Origin of the sequence: Pseudoxanthomonas sp. GW2 (genome assembly GCF_000283075.1) — a bacterium.
Taxonomy (GTDB): domain Bacteria; phylum Pseudomonadota; class Gammaproteobacteria; order Xanthomonadales; family Xanthomonadaceae; genus Pseudoxanthomonas.
Window position 1 is genome coordinate 23,618 of record NZ_ALIP01000094.1, and the last position, 25,875, is coordinate 49,492.

The window sequence follows — 25,875 nt, forward strand, 5'->3', positions numbered from 1 at the left end:
AGCGGCCCCCAGGACAGGAACGCCGGCCCAGGGCCGGCGTTCCTGCTTTCAGTTGCCCGGCTCCACCGGCACGGAGGCCCCTGGCCGGCTGCCCGGTTCCGGCTGCGGCGCCACCGCCCCCGGCGGCACCCAGATGGCGACGCCGGCCGCCTTCTTCTGCGTGGTCGGGATGCCCACGCTGAGGCCGCCGGCGGTGTGGCGCCCGAAGCTGCCGGCGCCCACCGACATGCCCACCGGCGATCCGGACGAACCCACGCCCACCAGCACCACGCCGTTGGCGCCCAGCGCCGCGGCCTCGCGCTTGAGCCGCGCCACCGCAGCGTCGGTCTGGCCCTGGGTGCCGAAGCCGACCGCGCTGGAGGCTTCCAGCTGGGCGATGTCCTGCGAGCCCGGCGGCGGCACCGAGTAGATCTGCACCTGGGACGGGTCGATCGGCGGCCGCGCCTGGCCCAGCATGACCTTGGATGTGCCGGCGCAGCCGGCCAGCAGCAGGCCGGCCAGGGACGCGGCGATAAGTGGCTTCATGTGGCGCATGGCGGTTCCCCCTGGGTCCGATGGTGGTGGCCGGATGTTCCCCCCGGCCGGGTGAATCGGCCGCGAACCGCCCGGCGGGCGGGACAATCGGTCCGGGGAAGCGGCGCCGGCCCGGGGCGTATCATTCCAGGCCTGCAAGGAGCCATCCATGTCCTATCCCCTGATCCGCCCGCGCCGGATGCGGCGCGACGAGTTCTCCCGCCGCCTGATGCGCGAGAACGTGCTGACCACCAACGACCTGATCTACCCGGTCTTCGTCCACGAGGAGAAGGGCCGCGCACCGGTGCCCTCGATGCCGGGCGTGGAGCGGCTGTCGATCGACGAGCTGCTGCGCGTGGCCGAGCAGGCGCTGGAGCTGGGCGTGCCGGTGCTGGACCTGTTCGGCGTGCCCGATCCGGCAGCCAAGACCGCCGACGGCCGCATCGCCTGGGATCCGGACGGCATCGTCCCGCGCGCCATCCGCGCCCTGAAGTCGCGCTTCCCCGAGCTGGGCGTGATGAGCGACCAGGCGCTGGACCCGTACACCACCCATGGCCAGGACGGGCTGATCGACGAGTCCGGCTACATCCTCAACGACGAGACCATCGAAGCGCTGGTCAGGCAGTCGCTGGTGCACGCCGAGGCCGGCGTCGACATCCTCTCGCCCTCGGACATGATGGACGGCCGCATCGGCGCCATCCGCGAGGCGCTGGAGAACGCCGGTTTCATCAACACCCGGATCATGTCCTACGCGGCCAAGTACGCCAGCGCGTTCTACGGCCCGTTCCGCAGCGCGGTCGGCAGCGCCGGCAACCTCGGCAAGGGCAACAAGTTCACCTACCAGATGGACCCGGCCAATTCGGACGAGGCCCTGCGCGAGGTGGAGCTGGACATCGCCGAGGGCGCGGACATGGTCATGGTCAAGCCTGGCCTGCCCTACCTGGACGTGATCCGCCGGGTGAAGGACGCCTTCGGCGTGCCGACCTTCGCCTACCAGGTCAGCGGCGAGTACGCGATGCTCAAGGCGGCCGCGGCCAACGGCTGGCTGGACGAGAAGGCCTGCGCGATGGAGGCGATGCTGGCGTTCAAGCGCGCCGGCGCCGACGGCGTACTGACCTACTACGCGCTGGACGTGGCGCGCTGGCTGCGCGAGGACTGAGCCACGCCGGCCTGCGGGCGGCCCGGCGCTCAGGCGCCGGGCATGCAGCCGTCGGCCCCGCGCAGGGTCGGCACGGCGACCCGGTACAGATCACCCTTGCCGGCCTTCGGCGCCGGCGCCGAGCCGGTGACCAGCAGGTCGGCCGGGCGCGAAAGATCGACCACCGGCGCCCGCGTGTCGCGGTCCTCGGTGTTGAAGGACAGCCCCCATGGACCCTGCGCGGCATAAGCCACGCCCTGGCAGGCCGCCAGGTGGAGGCGCGAGCGGCCACTGGCCGGATCGCGCCGCGCGAACAGCAGCGCGCGGCCGCCGTCCAGCTCCAGCACGTCCAGTTCGTCGATCCGGGTGTTGACGCCCGGCAGGGCGCCGGCCAGGACGAAACTGCCATCGGGAAGGATCCGCGCGGCGTACAGGTCCAGCCCTCCGGCACCGGGGTGGCCATCGCTGGCGAACAGCAGGCGGTCCGCGGAGGGCGTGGGCGAATGCTCGTTGCCCGGCGTGTTGAGCGCGACCAGCGGCTCCGGCGTGCCCCAGCGCTGGCCGTCGAATGCCACCCGGTACAGGTCCAGGCCGCCGCGGCCATCCTCGCGTTCGGAGGCGAAGTACAGCCAGCGTCCGTCCGGCGAGAACGCCGGCTCGGTCTCGGTGCCGGGGGTGTTGAACGGCAGCGGCTGCGGATCGACCCAGCGGATGCCGTCGCGGCGGGCGATCCACAGGTCCATGCCGCCGGCGCCACCGGCACGGTCGCTGGCCCAGGCCAGCCACTGCCCGTCCGGGGAAACGCTGCCGCGCAGCTCATCGTCGCGCGTGGACACGGTCCACAGGCCCTCGATGCCAAACTCGGCCAGGCCGGACGCACTGGCCGGCAGGAGTAGACTCAGGCAAAGGGCCGTCCGCAGGTGGCTTCGCATGGCTCGGTCCGTAGTCCCGGGCCGGGCAGTCTAGCCGCCATTGGCCCCACCACCGCAACGTCGAGGACGCCATGCCCGAAGTCCGCTATGCCGTGTTTGGCCACCCCATCGCCCATTCGCTGTCGCCGCGGATCCATGCAGCCTTCGCCCGGCAGACCGGCATCGCCCTGCAGTACACGGCCATCGATGCCCCGCCGGAAGCGTTCGCCGACATCCTCGCGGCGTTCGCCGCCGGCGGTGGCCGCGGCGGCAACGTCACCATGCCGCTGAAGGAACAGGCGCACGCGCTGTGCGCCAGCCTCACCCCGCGCGCGCGCGCCGCGCAGGCGGTCAACACCCTGACCTGGCGCGACGGCCAGTGGCATGGCGACAACACCGACGGCGCCGGCCTGGTGCGCGACCTCACCGGCCGCCACGGCCTGGACCTGCGCGGCCGCCGCACCCTGCTGCTGGGCGCCGGCGGCGCCGCGCGCGGCGTGGCCGGCGCGCTGCTGGAGGCCGGCGTGCTGGAACTGGCGGTGGTCAACCGCACCGCCGCGCGCGCCGACACCCTGGTCGACGCGCTGGGCCAGCCCGGCCGCGCCTATTCGCGCTACTGGGACGACCTTGCCAACCAGGGCGACTTCGAGCTGATCGTCAACGCCACCTCGGCCGCGCGCGGCACCGGCGCCGGCGCGTTCAACGCCCCGATCACCCTGGTCAACAGCCGCACCGTGGCGGTGGACATCAACTACGGCGAGGCGGCGATCCCGTTCCTGGCCTGGGCGCGCGCCGCCGGCTGCCTGCGCGTGGTCGACGGCCTGGGCATGCTGGTCGAACAGGCGGCCGAGGCCTTCGAGGCCTGGCACGGCGTGCGCCCGGACACCCAGCCGGTGTACGAGGAACTGCGCGCGCAACACGCGCGCCTGGTCACCGCGGACTGAGGCCAGCAGATGCCGACCCAGTTGCTGACCATGCTGGCCTACCAGCTGCCGGAACTGCTGGCCGCCAGCCTGGTGCTGGCCCTTCTGCGCATCCGTACCCGCACCGGCGCCCCCGGCCGCAGGCTGGCCGTGGCCGGCGCCCTGGTGGTCCTGCTCGCGTCCCTGCTGCGCCTGCTGGCCAGCCTCGGCCAGGGCTGGGTGCTGGCCCGCGGCATGGCCGGCGGCGGCGAATCCCTGGGCACCTGGCTGGCGCTGTACAGCGCGGCGGTGATGCTGTTTGCGCTGGCGTCCGCGGTGGGCCTGGCCCTGCTGGGCTGGGGCGCGCTGCGCGCGATCAGCGCGGCAGGGCCACGCGCGGCCTGAGCGGGCCGCGCAAAGCCCGGCTCAGGCACCCTGCCGGCGATACACCGCGGCGCTGATGCACGACAGCACGCTGACCACGAACCAGCCGAACGGGAACAGCGACAGGGTCAGCAGCCAGGTCAGGCCGCCGGCGACGCAGGCGGCGAGGAACCACAGCACGGCCGAAAGCACCCGCCCCTGCACCAGCTGGCCCAGGCCGGGCACGACGAGGCTGCAGATGGCGGCAATCACGTTGCCCGCGGAGCCGGGTCCGTTGCTCATTGCGCAATTCCTCTCGAAGGACCGGTCCATCCTCGCCGACCCATTCCTGCCAGCCAGTGAAGAAGGTCACGCGACCACGAACCCCAGCCTGCAAAGGTGGAGCGCCGCCTGGCGGTCAAATGCGGCGGGGCTCCGCCCCAGACGGGCGCCACCAGGGCCTACACTGGGCGCATGCATCCGCCGGCAGCCCCCGCCTTCGCGTGCCGCAGCGGTTGCGCCGCCTGCTGCACCGCCCCGTCGATCTCCTCGGCGATCCCCGGCCTGCCGCACGGCAAGCCGGCGGGCATGCCCTGCCCGCAACTGGACGCGGCCCTGCGCTGCCGCCTGTTCGGCCGTCCGGAACGGCCGGCCGTGTGCGCCTCGCTGCGCCCGGGCCCGGAGATGTGCGGCGCCAGCCGCGCCGAGGCGCTGGCGATCCTGGCCGCGCTGGAGGCGGCCACCACGCCGGATCAGCCGGCCGGCGCCATCCCCAGGTAGGCGTCCTTCAGGCGCACGTAGTGCGCGGCCGAGTAGTGCAGGCTCTCGATCTCGCGCTCGCCCAGCTTGCGCACGAAGCGCGCCGGATTGCCCAGCCACAGCTCGGCCTCGCCCACCACCTTGCCCGGACCGACCACCGCGCCCGCGCCGACGAAGCCGTACTTCTCCACCCGGGCACCGTCGAGCACGCGGGCGCCCATGCCGACCAGGCACAGGTCGGCGATGGTGCAGGCGTGCAGGATCGCACCGTGGCCGACGGTCACGTCCTCGCCGACCAGGGTCGGGTAGCCGCCCTTGTTGTACGGGCTGTGGTGGCTGGTGTGGATGATGGTGCCGTCCTGGATGTTGCTGCGCGCGCCGATGCGGATGTGGTTGACGTCGCCGCGCAGCACGCAGCCCGGCCACACCGAGACCTCGTCGCCCAGCTCCACGTCGCCGATCACGACGGCGGCCGGGTCCAGGTACACGCGCTGGCCGAGCACGGGCGAGCGTTCGAGGTAGGGGCGCAGGTTGGGCGTTTGCATGGGCGCATTGTAGGCGCGGCGGCGCGCGGCCCTACACTGCGCGCATGGATGCCCCTGCCGCCCCCGCCAAGTCCCTGCCCGTCGACCCGCCCACCGCGGTGGCCGAACTCGCGCCCACCCTGCAGCGCCTGCGCGCGGCCTGGCAAGGGCAGCGCCCCGGCTATGCGCAGCGGCGCGACGACCTGCGCGCCCTGCGCGCGGCGCTGAAGGCGGGCCTGCCGCGGATGGTGGAAACGATCGCCGCCGACTTCGGCCACCGCCCGCGCGAGGAAAGCCTGCTGGCCGAGGCCATGCCGGTGCTGTCCACCATCGACCTGCTGCTGCGCAACCTGCGCGGCTGGATGCGGCCGCGCCGGGTTTCGGCCGGCTGGCGGCTGTGGCCGGCGCGCGCGCAGCTGCGCAGCGAGCCGCTGGGCGTGGTCGGGGTGATCTCGCCGTGGAACTACCCGGTGAACCTGGCGCTGGTGCCGCTGGCCACCGCGATCGCCGCCGGCAACCACGTCTACCTCAAGCCCTCCGAGGCCACGCCCGCCACCTCGCGCTTCCTGCGCGAGTTGCTCCAGGAGGTGTTCCCCGCCGACCGCGTGGCCGTGGCCCAGGGCGGCGCCGACGTCGGCGCGGCGTTCGCCGCGCTGCCGCTGGACCACCTGGTGTTCACCGGTTCGACCGCGGTCGGGCGCAAGGTCATGGCCGCCGCGGCGGCCAACCTCACCCCGCTGACCCTGGAGCTGGGAGGCAAGTCGCCGGCCATCGTCTGTCCCTCGTATCCGCTGGAACGGGCCGCCGCGCGCCTGGCCACGGGCAAGTGGTTCAACGGCGGCCAGACCTGCATCGCCCCGGACTACGCGCTGGTGGTCGGCGGCCGCGAACGCCGCGATGCCCTGGTCGCAGCACTGCGCGCCGAAGCCCTGGCCCGCTACGGGGACCTGTCCGGGCAGGCCGGCGACTACACCCGGATCATCGACCAGGCCCAGTTCGCGCGCCTGCAGGCCTGGCTGGACGAGGCCCGCGCGCGCGGTTGCGAGGTGCTGCCGCTGGTGGATGGCCACGACCCGGCGCGGCGCCTGTTCGCGCCGACCCTGGTGCTGGACCCGCCGGAGGACATCGCGCTGATGCGCGAGGAAATCTTCGGCCCGGTCCTGCCGGTGCTGGCGGTGGACTCGCTGGAGGCGGCTATCGGCTTCGTCAACGCGCGCCCGCGGCCGCTGGCGCTGTACCCGTTCTCCGCCGAGCGCGGCGAGATCGAGCGGGTGCTCGGCTCGGTGCTGGCCGGCGGCGTCACCGTCAACGACACCCTGCTGCACTTCGCCGCCGAGCACCTGCCGTTTGGCGGCGTCGGCCCCAGCGGCATGGGCGCCTACCACGGCCGCGCCGGCTTCGATGCCTTCAGCAAGCAGTTGCCGGTGCTGTGGCAACCTCGGCGCAGCGCCAGTGACCTGTTGCGGCCGCCCTACGCAAGGCTGGCGCGCCTCATCGGATTCCTGCTGCGGTAGTCCCGGCACCGGAGGCCTGGGCGCCGTCCGTCGAAAACCCCGCATGCCGCTCGTCGCAGTGGCAGGCCCCCAGCTTTCCCCGAGACAATGCCCCAGCCGCTTTCCGCCCCCAAGGCCACCCGCCGCGAATGGATCGGCCTGGCCATCATCGCCCTTCCCTGCCTGGTCTACGCGATGGACCTGACCGTGCTGAACCTGGCACTGCCGGCGATCAGCGCGCAGCTGGATCCCAGCGCCAGCCAGCTGCTGTGGATCGTGGACATCTACGGCTTCCTGGTGGCCGGTTTCCTGATCACCATGGGCACGCTGGGCGACCGCATCGGCCGGCGCAAGCTGCTGCTGGCCGGCGCGGCCGCGTTTGCCGTGGCCTCGGTCATGGCCGCGTTCTCGCGCAGCGCGGAAACCCTGGTGGCGATGCGCGCCCTGCTGGGCGTGGCCGGCGCGACCCTGGCGCCCTCGACCCTGTCGCTGATCCGCAACATGTTCCATGACGAGCACGAGCGCCAGTTCGCGATCGGCGTGTGGATCGCCGCGTTCTCGGTCGGCGGCGCGATCGGCCCGCTGGTCGGCGGCCTGCTGCTGCAATGGTTCTGGTGGGGCGCGGTGTTCCTGGCCGCGGTGCCGGTGATGGTGCTGCTGCTGGTGCTGGGGCCGAAGCTGCTGCCGGAGTACCGCGACCCCGACGCCGGCAGGCTGGACTTGGCCAGCATGCTGCAGTCGCTGGGCGCGGTGCTGGCCGTGGTCTACGGGCTCAAGCGCATCGCCGAACATGGCGTGGATCCACGCGGCATCGCCGTGCTTCTGGCCGGCATCGCCCTGGGCGCGATGTTCGTGCGCCGGCAGCGGCACCTGCCGTATCCGTTCCTGGACGTGACCCTGTTCCGGCGCCCGGCGTTTTCCGCCGCGATCGTGGCCTACGCCCTCACCGGCCTGGCAATGATGGGCGTCTACATCTTCATGACCCAGTACCTGCAGCTGGTGCTGGGACTGACCCCGCTGCAGGCGGGCCTGGCCACCATCCCGTGGTCGGTGTGCTTCACCGCCGGCTCGCTGCTGGCGCCGCGGCTGGCGCGGCACTGGGGCGCGCGCCGGGTGATGGTGCGCGGGCTGGTGCTGGCCGCCGCCGGGTTCGGCGTCACCGCGCTGGTGACGCCGCCGCACGCGCTGTGGTTCCTGGTCGCCGGGATGATCGCGATGAGCATCGGCCTGGCGCCGGTGATGACGGTGGGCAACGAGCTGATCATCACCACTGCGCCGCCGGAGCGCGCCGGGGCGGCCTCGGCGCTGTCGGAGACCAGCGCCGAACTGAGCGGTGCGCTGGGCATCGCCGTGCTCGGCAGCGCCGGCATGCTGCTGTTCCGGCTGTGGCTGGGCCCGGCGCTGCCGGCGGGCCTGGAACCGGCCGAGGGCGCACGCGCCCTAGCCACCCTGGGCGGGGCGATGTCGGTGGCCGGCGGCCTGGCCGACGGCGGCGCGTTCGCCGAGGCCGCGCGCACCGCGTTCACCGATGCCATGCGCGCGGTGGCCGTGTTCGGCGCGGCGATGATGCTGGCCGCGGCCTGGATGGCCGCGCGCCTGATGCGCGACGGCGAAGGCGAGGGTGCGCCAGTGCCGGCGCTGGACCAGGCCCCCGGCGCCTGAGCCTCAGGCCGGTTCCGGGAACGCGCGCTCCAGCCACTCCGGCACCGGCAGGCCCTTGCCGCGCAGGAAGGCCGGGTTGAACAGCTTGCCCTGGTAGCGGGTGGCGCCGTCGGCCAGCACGGTGACGATCGTGTGCCCGGGGCCCAGTTCCCGCGCCAGGCGCACCGCGCCGGCGATGTTCACCCCGCTGGAGCCGCCCACGCCCAGGCCTTCGTGGGCCATCAGCTCGTGTACCCAGGGCAGCGATTCGCTGTCCGGGATCGACCAGGCGTAATCCACAGGCGCGTCCCGGAAGTTGGCGGTGATCCGGCTGGAGCCGATGCCCTCGGTGATCGAACCACCTTCGGACGTCAGTTCCCCGGTGTTGACGTAGCTGGCCAGCGCCGAGCCGGCCGGATCGGCCAGGGCGATGGCCACCCCGGGCTTGCGCGCCTTCAGCGCGCGGCCCACGCCGGCGAGGGTGCCGCCGGTGCCGGTGGCGCAGACGAAGCCGTCGATGCGGCCGCCGGTCTGCTCCCAGATCTCCACCCCGGTGGTGGCTTGGTGGAAGTCGCGGTTGGCGGTGTTGTCGAACTGGTTGGCGAACCAGGCGCTGCCCGGCGCCCCGGCGTTCATCCGCTCGACCAGGCGCCGCGCCTGGTGCGCGTAGTGCTCCGGGTTGGCGTAGGGCACCGCCGGCACCAGCCGCACCTCGGCCCCGGTCACGCGCAGGGCCTCGATCTTCTCCCGGCTCTGGGTGGCGGGCATGGTGATGATGGTGCGGTAGCCGCGGCTGGCGCCCAGCAGCGCCAGGCCGATGCCGGTATTGCCGGCGGTGCCCTCGACGATGGTCGCGCCCGGGCGCAGCGCACCGCTGCGCTCGGCATCCAGCAGCAGGCCCAGCGCGGTGCGGTCCTTGACCGAGCCGCCAGGGTTGAGGAACTCGGCCTTGCCGAGGATCTCGCAGCCGGTCAGCTCCGAGGCGCGGCGCAGGCGGATCAGCGGGGTGTGGCCGATCGCGGCGGCCAGGTCGGTGCAGGTGCGCATGCTCGGGAGGGGCAAGGTGTCGGGGGCCTGCCGCAGATGGTGCGCGGATCGGCGGCGAAGTCCAGCGCCGCGGCGCAAAACCCGGATAATGCGCGCACGCCCCATGCCTGCGTCGCCATGAAGATCGCCTCCTGGAACGTCAACTCGCTCAACGTGCGCATGCCGCACCTGGAACAGTGGCTGCGCGCCTTCGCGCCGGACATCGTCGGGCTGCAGGAAACCAAGCTGGAGGACCACAAGTTCCCGGACGCGACCCTGGCCGCGCTGGGCTACCGCAGCGTGTTCTCCGGGCAGAAGACCTACAACGGCGTGGCCATCCTCTCGCGCGAGGCGCCGCGCGACGTGCTGGTCGGCGTCCCCGGGTTCGAGCACGAGCACAAGCGCGCCATCAGCGCGACCATCGGCGACCTGCGCGTGGTCAACCTGTACGTGGTCAACGGCCAGGACGTGGGTACCGAGAAGTACGAACTGAAGCTGGCGTGGCTGGCCGCGGTGCGGAACTGGCTGGAGCAGGAAGCGCGGCAGCACCCGAAGCTGGTGGTGCTGGGCGACTTCAACATCGCCCCGGACGAGCGCGACGTGCACGATCCGGCGGTGTGGAACGAGAACCACATCCTCACCTCCGCCGCCGAGCGCGCCGCGCTGCGCGGACTGCTGGACGTGGGCCTGCACGACGGCTACCGCCTGCTGCACCAGGAGGGCGGGGTGTTCAGCTGGTGGGACTACCGGATGGCCGCGTTCCGCCGCAACCTCGGCCTGCGCATCGACCTGACCCTGGTGTCCGAAGCGCTGCGGGGACAGGTCGCCGCCGCCGGCATCGACCGCGAGCCGCGCACCTGGGAGCGGCCCAGCGACCACGCCCCGGCATGGATCGAACTGGCCGCCTGAGCGGGGCCCGGGAAGGCGAAGGCCCGGGAAATCCCGGGCCCACGCCTCCTCGTCGTTCCGTTTTGCCGGCTCAGCGCACGCGTCCGCGCGTGAACAGGTTGACGATCGCCAGCAGGATCACCGCGCCGATCAGCGAGAACAGGAAGGTGCGGATGGTGATGGCTTCGTTGATGCCGCCGCCGAAGATCCATCCGGCCAGCACCGCGCCGACGATGCCGACGATGATGTTCAGCAAGATGCCCTGCTGCGCGTCGCGCCGCATGATCAGGCTCGCAAGCCAGCCGACGATACCGCCCACGATCAACCAGATGATGATGCCCATGACGTCCCTCTCCTCGAGTCCGCGTAGGTCACCCCGCGGCTGCGGGGGTGCGGGCCAATCAGACCCCCGCTGCCGTGAAGCGACCGTGCAAGGGATGCATCCGCCGCATGCACGCGCGCATCGCGCGGGATGCCGCCATGGCTGAGGCCTGGCGCTTCGGCCCGGTGCAGGTGCACGCGCTGCCCTACGCACCCGGGCAGCGCGGCGAGCCGCAGGTGCATGCCACCCTGGCGCGCTGGCTGCAGCGCGCGCCGGAGGAGCCGCTGCCGCTGCAACGCGACGCGCATGGGCGGCCGCGCCTGCTCGCGCCGTACGACGACTTCGATGCCGGCTGGAGCCACAGCGGCGAGCGCCTGCTGCTTGCGTTCGGGCGTGAGGTGGTACTGGGCGTGGACCTGGAGCGCTTCCGGCCGCGTCCGCGCGCGCTGGAACTGGCGCGGCGCTTCTTCGTCCGTGCCGAGGCGGAGTGGCTGCAGGCGCTGCCGGCGGAACTGCGCGAGCCGGAGTTCGTGCGCCTGTGGTGCGCCAAGGAGGCGGTGCTGAAGGCACACGGCCGCGGCCTGGCCTTCGGCCTGCACCGGCTGGAATTCCGCGCCGGGGACCCCGGCGCGCCGCTGCGCCTGCATGCCTGCGACCCGGGCCTGGGTGCGGCCGGCGACTGGCAGCTGCACGAGTGGATCCCGCAGGACGGCTACCACGCCGCCCTGGCCTGGCGCCCACGGGACTAGCCGCGGCGGGCGATAATCGCGCCCATGGATACCCCTCTCCCCGAACCGCTGCGCCGGCGGCTGGCCGACGGCCTGGCCGCGCTGGGCCTGGACCCGGCCCTGGCCCCCCCGCTGCTGGACTACCTGGCGCTGCTGCTGCGCTGGAACCGCACCTACAACCTGACCGCCATCCGCGACCCGGAGGAGATGGTCACCCGCCACCTGCTCGATTCCCTGGCCATGCACCCCTACGTGCGCCCCGGGGCGCTGGCCGACCTGGGCACCGGCCCCGGGCTGCCCGGCATCCCGCTGGCCATCGCCCGCCCGGACGTGCAGGTGACCCTGGTGGAGAGCAATGGCAAGAAGGCCCGGTTCCTGCGCGAGGCGGTGCGCCAGTTGAAGCTGGGCAACGCCCGGGTGCTGGAATCGCGGGCCGAGGCGGTGGCCGAGCCGGGCGCCTACGCCCAGATCACCGCCCGCGCCCTGGACACCCTGGCCGGGATCCTGGAGGTCGGCGGCCACCTGCTGGCCGCCGACGGCCGCCTGCTGGCGATGAAGGGCGTGGCCCCGGCCGAGGAGATCGCCGCCCTGCCCGCCGGCTGGGCCGCGCTGGCGGTCCATCCGCTGGACGTACCGGGGCTGGGGGCCGAGCGGCACCTGGTGGAGGTGGGCCGGGCGGCGTGAAATCCGCATAATGGCCCGTTCCGGACCACCCGCGTCCCCGTCCCGAGGCAGCCGCCCATGGCCCGCATCATCGCCATCGCCAACCAGAAAGGTGGCGTCGGCAAGACCACGACGGCCGTCAACCTGGCCGCAGCGCTGGCGCGCGCGCCCCGCCGGGTGCTGCTGGTCGACCTGGACGCGCAGGGCAACGCCACCATGGGCAGCGGGGTGGACAAGCGCGAGGTCGAGGCCTCCAGCTGCGACGTCCTGCTGGGCGAGCGCGACGCCCGCTCCACCGTGGTCCGCACCGCCGAGGACTTCGACCTGCTGCCGGGCAACATCGACCTGACCGCGGCCGAGATCCAGCTGATGGAGGTCGAGGGCCGCGAGCAGCGGCTGAAGGCGGCGCTGGAGCCGCTGCGCGGCGACTACGACTTCATCATCATCGACTGCCCGCCGGCGCTGTCCCTGCTCACCCTGAACGCGCTGACCGCGGCCGACTCGGTGATCGTGCCGATGCAGTGCGAGTACTACGCCCTGGAGGGCCTGAGCGCGCTGATGGAGACCATCGAGGCGCTGCGCCAGCGGCTCAACCCGGGGCTGGAGATCGAGGGGGTGCTGCGGACCATGTTCGACGTGCGCAACAACCTGGCCAACGCGGTCTCGGCCGAACTGATCGAACACTTCGGCGACCGCGTGTTCCGCACCATCGTGCCGCGCAACGTGCGCCTGGCCGAGGCGCCCAGCCACGGCCAGAGCATCGTCGGCTACGACAGCGCCTCGCGCGGCGGCGTGGCCTACCTGGGCCTGGCCGGCGAGGTGATCCGCCGCCAGGCGGCGCGGACCCAGGCCGCCCCGCAGAACTACGTGGAGGCAGTCTGATGGCCACCGCCAAGAAACGCGGCCTCGGCCGCGGCCTGGAAGCCCTGCTCGGCCCCAAGGGCGCCGCCGGCGCGGCCGCGCCGGTGGTGCTGGAGCCGGAGGCGCCGCAGCCGGGCGACGTGCTGCGCACCCTGCCGGTGGGCCAGCTGCAGCCGGGCAAGTACCAGCCGCGCCGCGACATGGACCCGGCCAAGCTGGAGGAGCTGTCGGCCTCGATCCAGGCCCAGGGGGTGATCCAGCCGATCGTCGTGCGCGAGATCGCCCCGGACCGCTACGAGATCGTGGCCGGCGAGCGCCGCTGGCGCGCCTCGCAGCTGGCCGGCCTGGCCGAGGTGCCGGTGGTCCTGCGCGAGCTGGACGACCGCACGGTCATCGCCATGGCGCTGATCGAGAACATCCAGCGCGAGGACCTCAACCCGCTGGAAGAGGCCCAGGCCCTGCAGCGGCTGATCGACGAGTTCTCCCTGACCCACGCCGAGGCCGCCGCCGCGGTCGGCCGCTCGCGCGCGGCGGTGTCCAACCTGCTGCGCCTGCTCGACCTGCCGCCGGCGATCCGCGCCCTGGTCGAGGCCCGCCGCCTGGAGATGGGCCATGCCCGCGCCCTGCTGACCCTGTCGCCGGAGCTGGCCAGCAAGCTGGCCCACGAGGCCGCCGAGAACGGCTGGTCGGTGCGCGAGGTCGAGCACCGCGCCCAGCAGTTCGCCGCCGGCAAGGTCCCGGTAACCGGTAGCGCCGCGCGCAAGGCCAGGGCCGCGAAGGTGCAGCAGCCGGACATCGCCTCGCTGGAAACCGAACTGTCGGAGACCCTCGGCGCCAAGGTCGCCATTGCCCACGGCCGCGGCGGCAAGGGCAAGCTGGTGATCCACTACACCGACCTGGACACCCTGGACGGCATCCTCGAACGCCTGCGCGGGGCGCGCGGCTGAGGCGCGCGGCGGAGGTTCCGCCCCGTGGGCGCAAGCGCGACAATGTCGCCAACTGACACGGGCACCCCCACTCCATGACCGTCCTCGTCACGGGCGCCGCCGGCTTCATTGGCGCCTATACCTGCCGGGCCCTCGCCGCACGCGGCGACCAGGTCGTCGGCCTGGACAACTACAACGACTACTACGACCCGGCGCTCAAGCGCGACCGGGTCGCCGCACTGTGTCCGCGGGTGGACATCCGGCGCCTGGACCTGGCCGACCGCCAGGGCCTGGCCGCGCTGTTCGCCGAGGTCCGCCCACGCCGGGTCGTGCACCTGGCCGCCCAGGCAGGGGTGCGCTACTCGCTGCAGAACCCGCACGCCTACGTGGCCTCCAACCTGGAAGGCTTCGTCAACGTGCTGGAGCAGTGCCGGCATGGCGATGTCGAACACCTGGTCTACGCCTCCAGCAGCTCGGTCTACGGCGACTCGGCGACCCCGCCGTTCTCCGAGGACCAGCGCGTGGACCGGCCGCGCTCGCTGTACGCGGCGACCAAGGCCGCCAACGAGCTGATGGCCTACACCTACGCCCAGCTGTACGGGCTGCGCGCCACCGGCCTGCGCTTCTTCACCGTGTACGGCCCCTGGGGCCGCCCGGACATGGCGCCGCTGCTGTTCTCGCGCGCGGTCCTGGCCGGGCGCCCGATCGAGGTGTTCAACCACGGCCGCATGCAGCGCGACTTCACCCACGTCGACGACATCGTCGCCGGGGTACTGGGCGCGCTGGACCGCGCCGACGGCGGCGAGCGCCACGAGGTGTTCAACCTGGGCAACCACACCCCGGTGGAGCTGGAGCGCTTCATCGACGTGATCGCCGCGGCCGCCGGCCGCGAGGCCGTGCGCCATTACCGGCCGATGCAGCCGGGCGACATGGTCAGCACCATGGCCGACACCCGCCGCGCGCGCGAGGCGTTCGGCTTCGAGCCGCGCACTCCGATCGAGCAGGGCCTGCCGCCGGTGGTGCAGTGGTGCCGCGACTACTTCGGAAAGGACGCCTGATGACCGCTTCCCAGCCCCAACCCCCGGCACCCGGGCTCTCGGTGGTCGTGCCGGTCCACAACGAGCGCGACAACATCGCCCCGCTGGTGGCCGAGATCGTGGCCGCCCTGCGCGGGCGGCTGGCGTTCGAGATCGTGTACGTGGACGACCACTCGGCCGACGACTCGCTGGCGGTGCTGCGCTCGCTCAAGGCGCAGGTGCCCGAGCTGCGGGTGCTGCACCACGCGGCGCAGAGCGGGCAGAGCGCGGCGGTGCGCAACGGGGTCAAGGCCGCGCGCGGGGCCTGGATCGCCACCCTCGACGGCGACGGCCAGAACGACCCGGCCGACATCCCCAGGCTGCTGGCCGCGCGCGACGCGGCCGCGCCGGAGGTGAAGCTGTTCGCCGGCTGGCGGGTGGACCGCCAGGACTCCGGCTCCAAGCGCTGGGCCAGCCGCTGGGCCAACCGCATCCGCTGCCGCCTGCTGCGCGACGACACCCCGGACACCGGCTGCGGGATCAAGCTGTTCGAGCGCGAGGTGTTCCTCGACCTGCCCTACTTCGACCACATGCACCGCTACCTGCCGGCGCTGGTGCAGCGCGCCGGCTGGAAGACGGTCAGCGTGCCGGTCAGCCACCGCGCGCGCACCGCCGGGGTGTCCAAGTACAACAACCTGGGCCGGGCCCTGGTGGGCATCCGCGACCTGCGCGGGGTGGCCTGGCTGATCGCGCGCAGCCACCGCACCCGGGTGGAGGAACTCTGATGTCGCTGCTGGACCAGCCGCTGGAATGGCTCTACTGGACCGGCCTGCACATCACCGGCTGGAAGCTGATCGGCTACACCGGCGCGCTGATGTTCGGCGGCCGCTGGCTGGTCCAGTTCCTGGCCTCGCGCAAGGCCGGCAAGCCGGTGATCCCGCGCCTGTTCTGGTACATGAGCGTGCTCGGCAGCCTGATGACGCTCAGCTACTTCCTGTTCTCGGCCAAGCAGGACTCGGTGGGGGTGCTGCAGAACCTGTTCCCCGCCTTCACCGCGATCTACAGCCTGTACCTGGACATCCGCCACCGCGGCTGGAAGCGCGACAAGGCCCCGCACTAGGGTCGGCACCGGCCGCCCGGGGGCCGAACCCGGTTGCAATCAGGCACTTGGCCGCGCATAATGCACGGCTCGCTGCGTCCGGCCGTTGCCGGATCGGCCCGGGAACGCGATCCGGGCCACCCCTGCAGGCGAACCCCTTCCCGCATCGCGTTCGGCCAGGCCCACCGGGGCATGGCCGGCGGGGCCGCCGTCTCCCGGGCTATGGGCGACACCAGACCTTCCGAGGTGCGTATGTCCCGCGTTTGCCAAGTCACCGGCAAGGGCGTGCAGACCGGCAACAACGTCTCGCACGCCAACAACAAGACCCGCCGCCGTTTCCTCCCCAACCTGCACGAGCGCCGCTTCTGGGTGGCTTCGGAGAACCGTTGGGTGAAGCTGCGTGTTTCCACCGCTGCCCTGCGCACCATCGACAAGAACGGCATCGACGCCGTCCTGGCCGAGCTGCGTGCCCGCGGCGAGAAGATCTGAGGAGTAACCGACCATGGCTTCCAAGCGCGACAAGATCCGCCTGATCTCCTCGGCCGGCACCGGCCACTTCTACACCACCGACAAGAACAAGAAGAACACGCCGAACAAGATGGAGATCAAGAAGTACGATCCCGTCGTTCGCAAGCACGTGATCTACAAGGAAGGCAAGATCAAGTAACTGGTCGCCTCCCGTCCCGGAAGAAGCCCGCCGCCCGGCGGGCTTTTTCTTTGCGCCGGCCGCGACGGTTTCAACCGGTACAATCGCCCGATGCATCGCGACCACGACATCGCCATCGTCGGCGGCGGCGCCGCCGGCACCCTGGCCGCCATCCACCTGCTGCGCCAGGCGCGGCCCGGACTGCGGATCGCGATCTACGAACCGGCACCGCGCCCGGGCGAGGGCGTGGCCTACTCCACCCGCCGCCCCGAGCACCTGCTCAACGTCCCCGCCGGGAAGATGAGCGCGCTGCCGGAGGAGCCGGCCGATTTCCTGCACTGGCTGGCCGGGCGCGCGGAATACGCCGGCGCCGGCGACCTGTCCGGACGCTACCTGCCGCGCCGCGACTACGCCGCCTACCTGGGCCAGCGCCTGGAGGAGGCGCGCGCCAGCAGCCCGGCCACGCTGGAGCTGCACCGGCACCGCATCACCGCCCTGCAGCGCCGCGACGGCGGCCTGCGCCTGCAGTGGGACGGCGGCAGCGCCGGCGCGGCGCGGGTGCTGCTGGCCACCGGCAACGCCCTGCGTCCGCTGCCGGCGCGCGGCGCCGGTGCCCTGGCCGCGCCGCAGCTGCTGCAGGCCTGGGACAGCGAGGGACTGGCGGCGATCGCGGCGCAGGCACGGGTCTGCATCGTCGGCACCGGGCTGAGCATGGTCGACGTGGTCCTGACCCTGGAAGCCGGCGGCCATCGCGGCCCGGTGCACCTGCTCTCGCGCCACGGCCTGCTGCCGCTGGCGCACGTGCCGGATTCCCCGGTGGACGCCGGCCTGGACGTGGACGCGCTGCTGGCCCTGGGCCTGCGCGCGCGGCTGCGCGCCCTGCGCCAACGGGTGGCCGCGGCCGCCGCCGCGGGCCTGCCCTGGCAGGCGGTCATGGAGCGCCTGCGCCCGCAGGTACAGGCGCTGTGGCGCTCGCTGGACGCGGCCGACCAGCGCCGCTTCCTGCGCCACGTCGTGCGCTACTGGGACATCCACCGCCACCGCATCGCCCCCGAGGCCGGCGCGGTGCTGCGGCAGCTGGCCCGCAGCGGCCGCCTGCAGCTGCACCGCGCTCGCCTGGACCGGGTCGCCGCCGCGCCGCGCTGCGTGCAGGTGGGCGCGCGCGACCGCCATGGCCGCGAACTGGTGCTGGACGTGGACCACGTGGTCAATGCCACCGGCGTGGAGCTGCGCGTGCAGGCCATGCGCAACCCGCTGCTGGAGCAGCTGCTGGGCGAAGGCCTGGCCATGCCGGGCGCGCACGGGATCGGCCTGGCCACCGACGCCGACGGCCGCCTGCTCGATGCCGCCGGCCAAGCGCGCGGGGAGCTGCGCGTCATCGGCAGCCTGCGCATCGGCGAGGCCTGGGAAAGCCTGGCGGTGCCGGAACTGCGCGTGCAGGCACGGGACGTGGCCCGCGCCTGGGCGGATCTTCCGGCCTAGCCCGCGCCGATCGCGCGCAGCGCCGCGTCCAGTTGCGCCTGCGGCTCCAGCGCCGCGGCGATGGGCGTCACGTCGGACTCGCCGAGCGGCGGCTGCAGGGTGGCGAACTGGCTGTCCAGCAGGGCCACCGGCATGTAGTGCCCGCTACGCTGGCGCATGCGCGCGGCGATCAGGCCAGCGTCGCCATGCAGGAACAGGAAGCGCAGCGGCAGCCCGGTGGCGCGCAGCATGTCGCGGTGGCGCCGGCGCAGGCCCGAGAACGCGAGGGTGACGCGCTCGCCGGCCGCGACCCGGTGCCGCAGTTCGGCGGCGATGCGCTGCACCCACGGCACCCGCATTTCGTCGGTCAGCGGCTGGCCGGAAGCCATGCGCGCCCGCGCCTCCTCGCTGTGGAAGTCGTCGGCATCGAGGAAGGTCGCATCCCAGGCCTGGGCCAGCGCCTGGGCCAGCGTGGTCTTGCCGCTGCCGGACACGCCCATCACCACCGCCACCCGTACCGGCGCGCTCATGCCGTACCACCTCCGGCAAGCGGCAGCTCGACTCGCACGCGGTAGATGCGGCCGGCCTCGACCGGCTGCAGCAGGCCATCGGCCAGCGGCTGGCCATCGAGCTGCACGCGCATCGCCTGCACGCCGGCCGCGCGCTCGACCTCCAGCTCGACCTGCGCGCCGCGGAACCGCCGCGATGCCCTGGCCGAATTCCAGTGCGAGGGCAGCTGCGGGGCGATGCGCAGGGCGTGGCCCTCGCCGCGCAGGCCGAACAGGTCCTCGACCAGGCAGCGGTACAGCCAGGCCGCGGTGCCGGTGTTGAACAGCTGGCTGGAGCGGCCGGCGGTGCGCGGATGCAGGCGCCAGGCGCCGCGGTAGTAGTTGGGCACGAACACCGGCAGCTGGCCGCGCTGCAGCATGTCCTCCGGGTCCGGGCCCGGGAGCATGGCGCGCAGCACCTGCCAGGCGCGGTCGGCCTCGCCGGCGCGGAACAGCGCGTGCAGGTAGAACGCGGCGGCGTGGTTGTAGACCGCGCCGTTCTCGGCCGAGCCGGGGAATTTCTGGGTCAGGCGGCCCACGTCCTCGCGCATGCCGGTGTACGGCGGGTCGAGCATGGCCGCCCCGTACGGCGAGAGCAGGTGCTCGTCCACCGCACGCAGCAGCTTGGCACGCCGCGCCTCGTCGGCCGCGCCGCCGAGCATCGCCCAGCTCTGCGGGTTGAGGTAGATGCGGCCTTCGCTGTCGGCGCGCACGCCGAACACCACGCCGTCGTCGGTGATGCCGCGGCCGTACCAGTCACCATCCCACAGGTGCGCGTTGACCGCAGCGTTGAAGGCATCGGCGCCCTCGCGGAACACGGCATCGGGACGGCCGTGGCGGGCGCTGATGTCGGCCCACAGGCGCAGGGCGTGGGCGCTGGCCAGCGACAGCCAGCCGGACACGCCGCGGCCCTTCCAGCCGACCATGTTCATCGGGTCGCACCAGTCGCCCTGGGCGATGTAGCTGAGGCCGCGTTCGTCGCGCTGGGCCAGGAGCCAGTGCATGGCGCGGTCGATGCGCTCGGCCACGCTGGCGCTGGCGCCGTCGCCGCCGGCGACCACCTCGTCGAGGATCGCGTCGTCGCCGGTCTCGTCCAGGTAGGCCTGCAGGCATACCGGCAGCCACACGCAGTGGTCGGTGTGCGGCACCTGGTTGATGTACTTCAGCTCCGCACCCTCCACCAGCAGGATGCCGTCGGGCATGGAGCCGTCGGCGCGCTGCTGCGACAGCGCGTGCACGAACGCCGCGCGCGCGGTGGCCGGGCGCAGGTAGGCCATGCCCATGTGGTCCTGCAGGAAGTTGCGGGTCTGCGGGTCGGTGGTCAGGCGGTTGGAATCGCCGTGGTAGTAGACCTGGCGGGGCAGCCAGTGGTTGGCGAAGTGGTCCAGCCACGGATCCGGCGAGTCGATGCGCACGCAGCCGGCGCCTTCGGCCAGGTAGCGCTCGGTCGCCGCGGCCGCGGCGGCGAAGCCCTCGGCCGAGAGGTGGCGCCCGCGCAGCGCGCGGATCTCCTCGTCATCGTGCGCGGGGGCGAACAGGAAGCGCAGTTCCTCCTCCTGCTCCGGCTCCAGCACCAGGCGGTACTGCAGCGCCGCGGTCGGGGTCTCGTACAGGGCGTCGCCGCAGGCCAGGGCCTCGTGCCGGGCCACCGCGTCCGGCGCGTGCAGCCCGCCCTCGCCCTCGAACGCGGCCTGGTTGGCCTCCCAGGCGTCCGGCGCGCGCTCGTGCAGCAGCACGGTGAGGTCCTTGAACTCGCGCTGGCGGAACCACTCGGCGACCTTCTGGTACGGGGTGACGCTGCCGCAGACGATGCCGCCCAGGTCCGGCCGGTAGCGCCCGCCCTGGTTCATCCACGACATGTAGCCGACCGGGAAGTACGGGTACAGGCTGATCCGGCGCCGGCGCCCGGACACGTTGCGCACGCGGATGCTCCACAGCTCGGCCACGTCGTCGGCGGCCAGGCGCACCGCCATCGCCACCTCGATGCCGTGGCACAGCACCGTCCAGGCCACGTCGCCGGCGCCCACCGAGAACGCGAACGCGTCCGGATGCCGGTTGACAGGCGCGTGCGGCGCCGAGAACAGGCTGCCGGTGTCCTCGTCGCGGACGTAGCAGAAGCGTCCCGGGTGGTGGGCGTAGTACGGCTGCTCCGGCTGCATGAAGGTTTTCGCCTCCAGCACCGGCGCATGCGCGTACTTGGACGGCTCCGGCTGCATGAACTGCGCGGTGGCATAACCGCGGCAGTTGAGCTGCAGCAGCATGCGCCGGTTCCACAGGAAGGTGGACGCCTGCGGCATCGCCGTGGGGCTCTCCAGCACGAAGCGCCGCCCCTGTTCGCGGAATCCGCCCACGCCGGGCACGCTGTCGATGGTCTGCTTGCCGTTCATGCCTGTGCTTCCCGCCTTGCCTCCAGTTCGCCCTGGATGCGCTCCAGCGCGGCCGCATCCAGCGGATAGAAACGCATCAGCCACGCCGCCAGCAGCGCCACCACGCCGGGGATCACCGTCAGCAGCAGGACGATGCCCAGGCGCGAGGCGTCCGACTGCGCCTCGTTGGCCACGTAGCCCAGCGCCGCCAGGGTCCAGGCGATGCCGGCCGAGGCCATGGCGCCGCCCATCTTCTGCGAGAACGCGGCGGCGGCGAAGGTCATCGCGGTGGCGCGGCGGCCGGTCTTCCATTCGGTGTAGTCGGCGCAGTCGGCGTACATGGAGAACGCCAGCGGCGACTTCGGCCCCAGCATCAGCCCGACCAGGGTGTTGAGGCCCAGCATCACCCACACCTGCTGCGGCGGCACGAAGTACATCGCGCAGCTGAGCACGCCCACGCCGCCCATCAGCAGCATCAGCAGGGTGCGCTTGTCGAGGAAGCGGGTCATCAGCGGCGTGGCCGCCGCGCCCACCGCCAGCGCGATCGAGTAGGCGCCCAGGAACAGCCCGGTCAGCTCCGGCCGCTCGACGTGGTACTTGAGGTAGTACACCAGCGAGCCGGTGCGCATCACGATGGTGATCATGATCACCAGCGCCAGCACGAACAGCACCAGCCACGGGCGGTTGTGCAGCAGGTCCACGACGTCCTGGCGCACCGCGCTGCGCTGCTGCGGCGGCGGCTGGATGCGCTCGCGGGTGCTGGCGAACACCGTGGCGAAGCAGGCCACCGCGACCAGGCCGTACAGCGCCATGGTCAGCTGCCAGCCCAGCTGCTCGTCGCCGCGCCCCAGCCAGCGCACCAGGTCCAGGGTCAGCGCGTTGACCGCGGTGGTGCCGGCGAAGGCGGCGATGAAGCGGAAGCTGATCAGCGTGGTGCGCTGCTGGCTGTCGGAGGTCATCACCCCGGACAGCGCCGAGTACGGCATCGCCATCACGGTGTAGGCCAGCATCATCAGGGTGAAGGTCGCGTACGCCCACACCAGGCGCCCGTCCCCGTCCAGGCCGGGCACGGTCCACACCAGCACGCCGCTGGCCGCCAGCGGCAGCGCGCCCCACAGCATGTACGGGCGGAACCGTCCCCAGCGGGTGCGGGTGCGGTCGGCGACGGCGCCCATCAGCGGGTCGGTGACCGCGTCCACCAGGCGGGTGACCAGCATCATGGTGCCGATCGCCGCGGCGCCGAGGCCCATCACGTCGGTGTAGAAGATCAGCAGGAAGGCCGAGACGTTGGCCCAGTACAGGTTGAAGCCGAAGTCGCCGAGGCCGTAGCCGGCCTTCTCGCGGAAGGACAGGCGCGCGGATGGATCCGCCGCGGGCGCGGCCCGGTTCTGGTCGTGCTGCATTCCCTCTCCCTGGTGCAGGGCGCCGGCCGGGCGCCGTGGGCACGTGACAGCGTTGTCAGATTGCGCGCAACCCGGGCCCGAGGCAAGCGCCGCACCATGCGCCGCAGTACACTCGCGGGCCGGGTGAGGGGAGGCGATCGGGTTGGTCTCGAGCTGGATCCTGCTGCTGGTCTCGGTCGGCTACGCCGCGCTGCTGTTCACGGTGGCATGGTGGGGCGACCGCCGGCCGATGTACCCAGACCGCCCGTGGCTGCGTCCGGCGGTGTACAGCCTCGCGCTGGCGGTCTACTGCTCCTCGTGGACCTTCTACGGCGCCGTCGGCAGCGCGGTGCGCAACGGCCTCGGCTACCTGCCGATCTACCTCGGCCCGATCCTGCTGATGCTGTTCGGCTGGCGCATCATCGAGCGCCTGGCGCTGATCGCGCGCAGCCAGAACGTGGTCTCCATCGCCGACTTCATGTCCGCCCGCTACGGCCGCTCGCGGCGGCTGGCGGCGCTGGTGGCGGTGATCGCCCTGGTCGGCATCATTCCCTACGTCGCCCTGCAGTACAAAGCCGTGGCCATGAGCCTGGCGGTGCTGTCGGGCCAGCACGTGGAACAGGCCGCGGTCGCCGCCGACCCGGCGCTGTACGTGGCCCTGCTGATGGCGCTGTTCGCCGCCCTGTTCGGCACCCGCCAGGTCGACGCCACCGAGCACCACCACGGCATGATGCTGGCGATCTCGCTGGAGTCGCTGGTCAAGCTGGTGGCGCTGGTGGCGGTGGGCGTGTTCGCCTGGGCCTGGCTGCGCGGCAACGAGATGCGGGTGACCCAGGCCGCGCGCGAGCTGTTCACCCAGGCCCCGCCGATGGGCTTCGTCGCCCAGACCCTGCTGAGCTTCCTTGCCATCGTCTGCCTGCCGCGCCAGTTCCAGGTGGCGGTGGTCGAATGCGGCGACGTGGCCGACATCCGCCGCTCGCGCTGGATGTTCGGCGGCTACCTGCTGGTGGTGACGCTGATGGTGGTGCCGATCGCCACCGCCGGCGTGTCCCTGTTCGGCGGCAACCCGCGGGTGGCCAGCGACACCTTCGTGCTGGCGCTGCCGCTGGCCGAAGGCAGCAGCGCGCTGGCGCTGGCCGCCTACGTCGGCGGATTCTCCGCCGCCACCGGCATGGTGATCGTGGCCAGCATCGCCCTGGCGACGATGGTCTCCAACGACCTGGTGATGCCGGTGCTGCTGCGCCGCGGCTGGGGCGAGCGCCACGCCGCCGCCGACGTCGCCTCGCTGGTGCTGTGGGTGCGCCGCCTTGCGATCCTGCTGCTGTCGCTGTGCGCGTACGCCTACTACCGCTGGATCGGCGGCGACACCGCGCTGGCCGCCTACGGCGTGATGGCGTTCGCGGCGGTGGCGCAGTTCGCCCCGGGCCTCATCGGCGGCCTGTACTGGCGCGGCGCCAGCCGCCGCGGCGTGGAGTTCGGCCTGCTCGCCGGCTTCGCCACCTGGGTGTACACCTTGCTGCTGCCGGCGCTCAGCCGCTCCGGGCTGTTCGACGGGCAGTGGATGGAGACCGGCCCGTTCGGCCTGTACTGGCTGCGCCCGCAGCAGCTGTTCGGGCTCAGTGGCTGGGATCCGCTGACCCACGGCACGTTCTGGTCGCTGCTGCTCAACGCCGGGGTGATGATGGTGGTCTCGGCGCGCTGGCGGCCCAGCGTGGACGAGCGCCTGCGCATCGCCCCGTTCCTGGACCCGTACGCCGAGCGGCAGACGCTGTCGCGCAGCGAGTGGTCGGGCAACGTCAGCGTCGGCGACCTGCTGGCCCTGGCCAAGCGCATCGTCGGCGAGCGCCACGCCCACCGCGCCTTCGTCGAGCAGGCGGCCGAGCTGGGCGGCGAGCTGCAGCCGGCCAGCGCCGCCGACCGCGCCTGGATCCAGTTCACCGAGCGCCTGCTGGCGGCATCGATCGGCGCCGCCTCCGCGCGCCTGGTGCTGACCTCGGTGCTGCGCGGCTCGGGCATGCACCTGGACGAGGTGATGGCGCTGCTGGACGAGGCCGGCCAGGAACTGCGCTTCAACCGCCAGATCCTCTCCACCACCCTGGAGAACATCAGCGCCGGGGTCAGCGTGGTCGACCCGGACATGCGCCTGGTGGCCTGGAACCGCCGCTACCAGCAGATGTTCGGCTACCCGGCCGGCATGCTCTACGTCGGCCGCCCGGTGGCCGACCTGATCCGCTACAACGCCGAGCGCGGCGAGCTGGGCGAGGGCGACATCGAGCAGCACATCCGCAAGCGCATCGAGCACATGCGCGCCGGCACCCCGCACGTGTTCGAGCGCGTGCGCGCCGACGGCACCGTGATCGAAATGCGCGGCCAGGCGCTGCCCGGCGGCGGCTACGTCACCAGCTACAACGACATCACCGCCTACAAGCACGCCGAGCAGGCGCTGCGCGAGGCCAACGAGACCCTCGAGCAGCGCGTGGCCGAGCGCACCCGCGAGGCCGAGGAGGCGCAGCAGTCGCGCACCCGCTTCCTGGCGGCGATCAGCCACGACGTGCTGCAGCCGCTCAACGCCGCGCGCCTGTTCGCCTCGGCGCTGCGTGACAGCGCCCAGGCCGACGTAGAGCAGCGGCACCTGGCCGAGCGCGTGGATGCCTCGCTGCGCGCGGCCGAGGAGCTGCTGGACGGCCTGCTGGACGTCTCGCGCCTGGACACCGGCGCACTGCAGGCGGAGATCTCCACCTTCGACGCCGGCGAGCTGCTGCGCGAGCTGGCGGCGCAGTACGCGCCGATCGCCGCCGGGCGCAGCCTGGACCTGCGCGTGCACGCGCGCGCCTGCGCGGTGCGCAGCGACCGCCGCCTGCTGCGCCGGGTGCTGCAGAACTTCATCGCCAACGCCCTGCGCTACACCCGCCAGGGCCGGATCGTGCTGGGCATGCGCGTGCGCGGGGACACCGTGTACCTGCAGGTCTGGGACACCGGTCCGGGCATCCCGCCGCAGCACATGCGCCAGATCTACGAGGAATTCCAGCGTTACCAGCAGCCGTTCGACTGGGGCGAGCGCGGCCTGGGCCTGGGCCTGTCGATCTGCCAGCGCATCTCGCGCCTGCTCGACCACGAACTGGACGCGCGCAGCAAGGTCGGCCGCGGCAGCATGTTCTCCATCGCCGTGCCGCGCAGCGCGCAACCGGCGGCGGCGCCCGCGCCGGCGCCGGCGCCGATGGCGGTATTGCCCGGCGACGGCTCGCTGGCCGGCCTGCGCGTGCTGTGCGTGGACAACGACCGCGAGATCCTCGACGGCATGCGCATCCTGCTGGCGCGCTGGCAGGCCGTCGCCATCCCCGCGGCGACGGTGGACGAGGCGCTGGAGCGGATGGCCGACAGCGCGCCGCAGGCGATGCTGGTGGACTACCACCTGCACGACCGCATGGACGGCCTGGACGCGCTGGACGCACTGCGCGCGGCCGGCGGCGCCATCCCCGGCGCGCTGCTGACCGCCGACGGCCGCGACGAGCTCAAGCGCCAGGCGCGGCTGCGCGGCTACCGGCTGCTGACCAAGCCGGTGAAGCCGGCCTCGCTGCGCGCCTGGCTGGCGGCACAGGTGCCGGCCGCGGCGCGCGCCGGCGCCTGACCGGCGGCGCCGTGGTTGCCGTGGCCCCGGTGCTGGCTTACCGTGGCCGCGTCCGCACCGACCCGACCATG

27 protein-coding genes are annotated in these 25,875 nt (G+C 72.8%); 18 read left to right on the plus strand and 9 right to left on the minus strand.

All coding sequences use genetic code 11. The annotated features are described in order from the left end of the window. Nucleotides 1–48: 48 nt before the first annotated feature. Entirely contained in the window at nucleotides 49–534 is a 486-nt protein-coding gene (locus tag B351_RS0106970; RefSeq protein ID WP_019398328.1) for a hypothetical protein, read from the minus strand. Nucleotides 535–682: 148 nt separating this feature from the next. Here B351_RS0106970 and hemB point away from each other — a divergent pair, with 148 nt between their 5' ends. Further along, nucleotides 683–1,672, plus strand: a complete 990-nt coding sequence (gene hemB / locus B351_RS0106975) for a porphobilinogen synthase (RefSeq protein ID WP_019398329.1) — start codon at nucleotides 683–685, stop codon at nucleotides 1,670–1,672. 29 nt (nucleotides 1,673–1,701) lie between these two features. Here hemB and B351_RS16375 read toward each other — a convergent pair whose 3' ends face one another. Continuing rightward, nucleotides 1,702–2,583: a PD40 domain-containing protein gene (locus B351_RS16375; protein WP_039731147.1), complete on the minus strand. Its 882-nt coding sequence runs from the start codon at nucleotides 2,581–2,583 to the stop codon at nucleotides 1,702–1,704. 71 nt (nucleotides 2,584–2,654) lie between these two features. Here B351_RS16375 and aroE point away from each other — a divergent pair, with 71 nt between their 5' ends. Further along, nucleotides 2,655–3,506: a shikimate dehydrogenase gene (gene aroE / locus B351_RS0106985; protein WP_019398331.1), complete on the plus strand. Its 852-nt coding sequence runs from the start codon at nucleotides 2,655–2,657 to the stop codon at nucleotides 3,504–3,506. A 9-nt stretch (nucleotides 3,507–3,515) separates the two neighbouring features. Continuing rightward, on the plus strand, nucleotides 3,516–3,869 hold the full coding sequence (locus B351_RS0106990; protein WP_232207903.1) for a hypothetical protein: 354 nt from the start codon (nucleotides 3,516–3,518) through the stop codon (nucleotides 3,867–3,869). 21 nt (nucleotides 3,870–3,890) lie between these two features. On the opposite strand, the gene B351_RS0106995 is transcribed toward B351_RS0106990, so the two are convergent. Beyond that, on the minus strand, nucleotides 3,891–4,130 hold the full coding sequence (locus B351_RS0106995) for a hypothetical protein (RefSeq protein WP_019398333.1): 240 nt from the start codon (nucleotides 4,128–4,130) through the stop codon (nucleotides 3,891–3,893). A gap of 171 nt (nucleotides 4,131–4,301) precedes the next feature. On the opposite strand from B351_RS0106995, the gene B351_RS16380 reads away from it, so the two are divergent. After that, entirely contained in the window at nucleotides 4,302–4,607 is a 306-nt protein-coding gene (locus B351_RS16380; protein WP_019398334.1) for a hypothetical protein, read from the plus strand. Here the strand turns inward: B351_RS16380 and B351_RS0107005 are convergent. Next, on the minus strand, nucleotides 4,580–5,131 hold the full coding sequence (locus tag B351_RS0107005) for a gamma carbonic anhydrase family protein (protein ID WP_019398335.1): 552 nt from the start codon (nucleotides 5,129–5,131) through the stop codon (nucleotides 4,580–4,582). The two genes, B351_RS16380 and B351_RS0107005, sit on opposite strands and share 28 nt — an antisense overlap. 44 nt (nucleotides 5,132–5,175) lie before the next feature. Here B351_RS0107005 and B351_RS0107010 point away from each other — a divergent pair, with 44 nt between their 5' ends. After that, entirely contained in the window at nucleotides 5,176–6,624 is a 1,449-nt protein-coding gene (locus B351_RS0107010; protein WP_019398336.1) for a coniferyl aldehyde dehydrogenase, read from the plus strand. An 87-nt stretch (nucleotides 6,625–6,711) separates the two neighbouring features. Next, the gene (locus B351_RS0107015) at nucleotides 6,712–8,265 is read left to right on the plus strand and encodes an MFS transporter (protein WP_019398337.1); all 1,554 of its coding nucleotides are present in this window, start codon (nucleotides 6,712–6,714) and stop codon (nucleotides 8,263–8,265) included. 3 nt (nucleotides 8,266–8,268) lie between these two features. On the opposite strand, the gene B351_RS0107020 is transcribed toward B351_RS0107015, so the two are convergent. Continuing rightward, nucleotides 8,269–9,291, minus strand: a complete 1,023-nt coding sequence (locus B351_RS0107020; protein WP_019398338.1) for a cysteine synthase A — start codon at nucleotides 9,289–9,291, stop codon at nucleotides 8,269–8,271. A 117-nt stretch (nucleotides 9,292–9,408) separates the two neighbouring features. Between B351_RS0107020 and xth the strand changes: the two genes are divergently transcribed. After that, nucleotides 9,409–10,179: an exodeoxyribonuclease III gene (xth, locus tag B351_RS0107025; RefSeq protein WP_019398339.1), complete on the plus strand. Its 771-nt coding sequence runs from the start codon at nucleotides 9,409–9,411 to the stop codon at nucleotides 10,177–10,179. Between the two features lie 70 nt (nucleotides 10,180–10,249). On the opposite strand, the gene B351_RS0107030 is transcribed toward xth, so the two are convergent. Beyond that, nucleotides 10,250–10,501 carry a GlsB/YeaQ/YmgE family stress response membrane protein gene (locus tag B351_RS0107030; protein WP_019398340.1) on the minus strand — a complete coding sequence of 84 codons (252 nt, stop codon included), beginning with the start codon at nucleotides 10,499–10,501 and terminating at the stop codon, nucleotides 10,250–10,252. A 137-nt stretch (nucleotides 10,502–10,638) separates the two neighbouring features. Here B351_RS0107030 and B351_RS0107035 point away from each other — a divergent pair, with 137 nt between their 5' ends. The 10 genes from B351_RS0107035 (at nucleotide 10,639) to B351_RS0107080 (ending at nucleotide 17,901) form a co-directional block, all read left to right on the plus strand. Further along, complete coding sequence (locus B351_RS0107035; RefSeq protein ID WP_156810437.1) at nucleotides 10,639–11,229, plus strand: 4'-phosphopantetheinyl transferase superfamily protein; 591 nt, start codon at nucleotides 10,639–10,641, stop codon at nucleotides 11,227–11,229. A gap of 24 nt (nucleotides 11,230–11,253) precedes the next feature. Then, nucleotides 11,254–11,892 (plus strand): 16S rRNA (guanine(527)-N(7))-methyltransferase RsmG, encoded by a 639-nt coding sequence (gene rsmG / locus B351_RS0107040; RefSeq protein WP_019398342.1) that lies wholly within the window; start codon nucleotides 11,254–11,256, stop codon nucleotides 11,890–11,892. A gap of 57 nt (nucleotides 11,893–11,949) precedes the next feature. Continuing rightward, nucleotides 11,950–12,753, plus strand: coding sequence for a ParA family protein (locus B351_RS0107045; protein ID WP_019398343.1), 804 nt, complete (start codon nucleotides 11,950–11,952; stop codon nucleotides 12,751–12,753). Next, the gene (locus tag B351_RS0107050; protein ID WP_019398344.1) at nucleotides 12,753–13,679 is read left to right on the plus strand and encodes a ParB/RepB/Spo0J family partition protein; all 927 of its coding nucleotides are present in this window, start codon (nucleotides 12,753–12,755) and stop codon (nucleotides 13,677–13,679) included. The genes B351_RS0107045 and B351_RS0107050 overlap by 1 nt, the downstream gene beginning before the upstream one ends. A 74-nt stretch (nucleotides 13,680–13,753) precedes the next feature. Continuing rightward, nucleotides 13,754–14,716, plus strand: a complete 963-nt coding sequence (locus B351_RS0107055) for an SDR family NAD(P)-dependent oxidoreductase (RefSeq protein ID WP_019398345.1) — start codon at nucleotides 13,754–13,756, stop codon at nucleotides 14,714–14,716. Further along, complete coding sequence (locus B351_RS0107060; RefSeq protein WP_039731148.1) at nucleotides 14,716–15,459, plus strand: glycosyltransferase family 2 protein; 744 nt, start codon at nucleotides 14,716–14,718, stop codon at nucleotides 15,457–15,459. The genes B351_RS0107055 and B351_RS0107060 overlap by 1 nt, the downstream gene beginning before the upstream one ends. Then, nucleotides 15,459–15,794, plus strand: a complete 336-nt coding sequence (locus B351_RS0107065; RefSeq protein WP_019398347.1) for a lipid-A-disaccharide synthase N-terminal domain-containing protein — start codon at nucleotides 15,459–15,461, stop codon at nucleotides 15,792–15,794. The genes B351_RS0107060 and B351_RS0107065 overlap by 1 nt, the downstream gene beginning before the upstream one ends. 231 nt (nucleotides 15,795–16,025) lie before the next feature. Next, the gene (rpmB, locus tag B351_RS0107070; protein ID WP_019398348.1) at nucleotides 16,026–16,262 is read left to right on the plus strand and encodes a 50S ribosomal protein L28; all 237 of its coding nucleotides are present in this window, start codon (nucleotides 16,026–16,028) and stop codon (nucleotides 16,260–16,262) included. Nucleotides 16,263–16,275: 13 nt separating this feature from the next. Beyond that, nucleotides 16,276–16,440, plus strand: a complete 165-nt coding sequence (rpmG, locus tag B351_RS0107075; protein ID WP_019398349.1) for a 50S ribosomal protein L33 — start codon at nucleotides 16,276–16,278, stop codon at nucleotides 16,438–16,440. 90 nt (nucleotides 16,441–16,530) lie between these two features. Continuing rightward, nucleotides 16,531–17,901, plus strand: coding sequence for an FAD/NAD(P)-binding protein (locus tag B351_RS0107080; RefSeq protein WP_019398350.1), 1,371 nt, complete (start codon nucleotides 16,531–16,533; stop codon nucleotides 17,899–17,901). Here B351_RS0107080 and B351_RS0107085 read toward each other — a convergent pair. From B351_RS0107085 to B351_RS0107095, 3 genes are read right to left on the minus strand one after another with little or no spacing between them, the layout of a single operon-like run. Continuing rightward, a complete protein-coding gene (locus B351_RS0107085; protein ID WP_019398351.1) occupies nucleotides 17,898–18,410 on the minus strand; it encodes a gluconokinase in 513 nt (170 codons plus the stop codon). The two genes, B351_RS0107080 and B351_RS0107085, sit on opposite strands and share 4 nt — an antisense overlap. Then, nucleotides 18,407–20,815, minus strand: a complete 2,409-nt coding sequence (locus tag B351_RS0107090; RefSeq protein WP_019398352.1) for a GH36-type glycosyl hydrolase domain-containing protein — start codon at nucleotides 20,813–20,815, stop codon at nucleotides 18,407–18,409. The genes B351_RS0107085 and B351_RS0107090 overlap by 4 nt, the downstream gene beginning before the upstream one ends. Next, nucleotides 20,812–22,197 carry an MFS transporter gene (locus tag B351_RS0107095; RefSeq protein ID WP_019398353.1) on the minus strand — a complete coding sequence of 462 codons (1,386 nt, stop codon included), beginning with the start codon at nucleotides 22,195–22,197 and terminating at the stop codon, nucleotides 20,812–20,814. The genes B351_RS0107090 and B351_RS0107095 overlap by 4 nt, the downstream gene beginning before the upstream one ends. 142 nt (nucleotides 22,198–22,339) lie before the next feature. On the opposite strand from B351_RS0107095, the gene B351_RS0107100 reads away from it, so the two are divergent. Beyond that, a complete protein-coding gene (locus B351_RS0107100) occupies nucleotides 22,340–25,804 on the plus strand; it encodes a PAS domain-containing hybrid sensor histidine kinase/response regulator (RefSeq protein WP_019398354.1) in 3,465 nt (1,154 codons plus the stop codon). Nucleotides 25,805–25,875 lie beyond the last annotated feature (71 nt).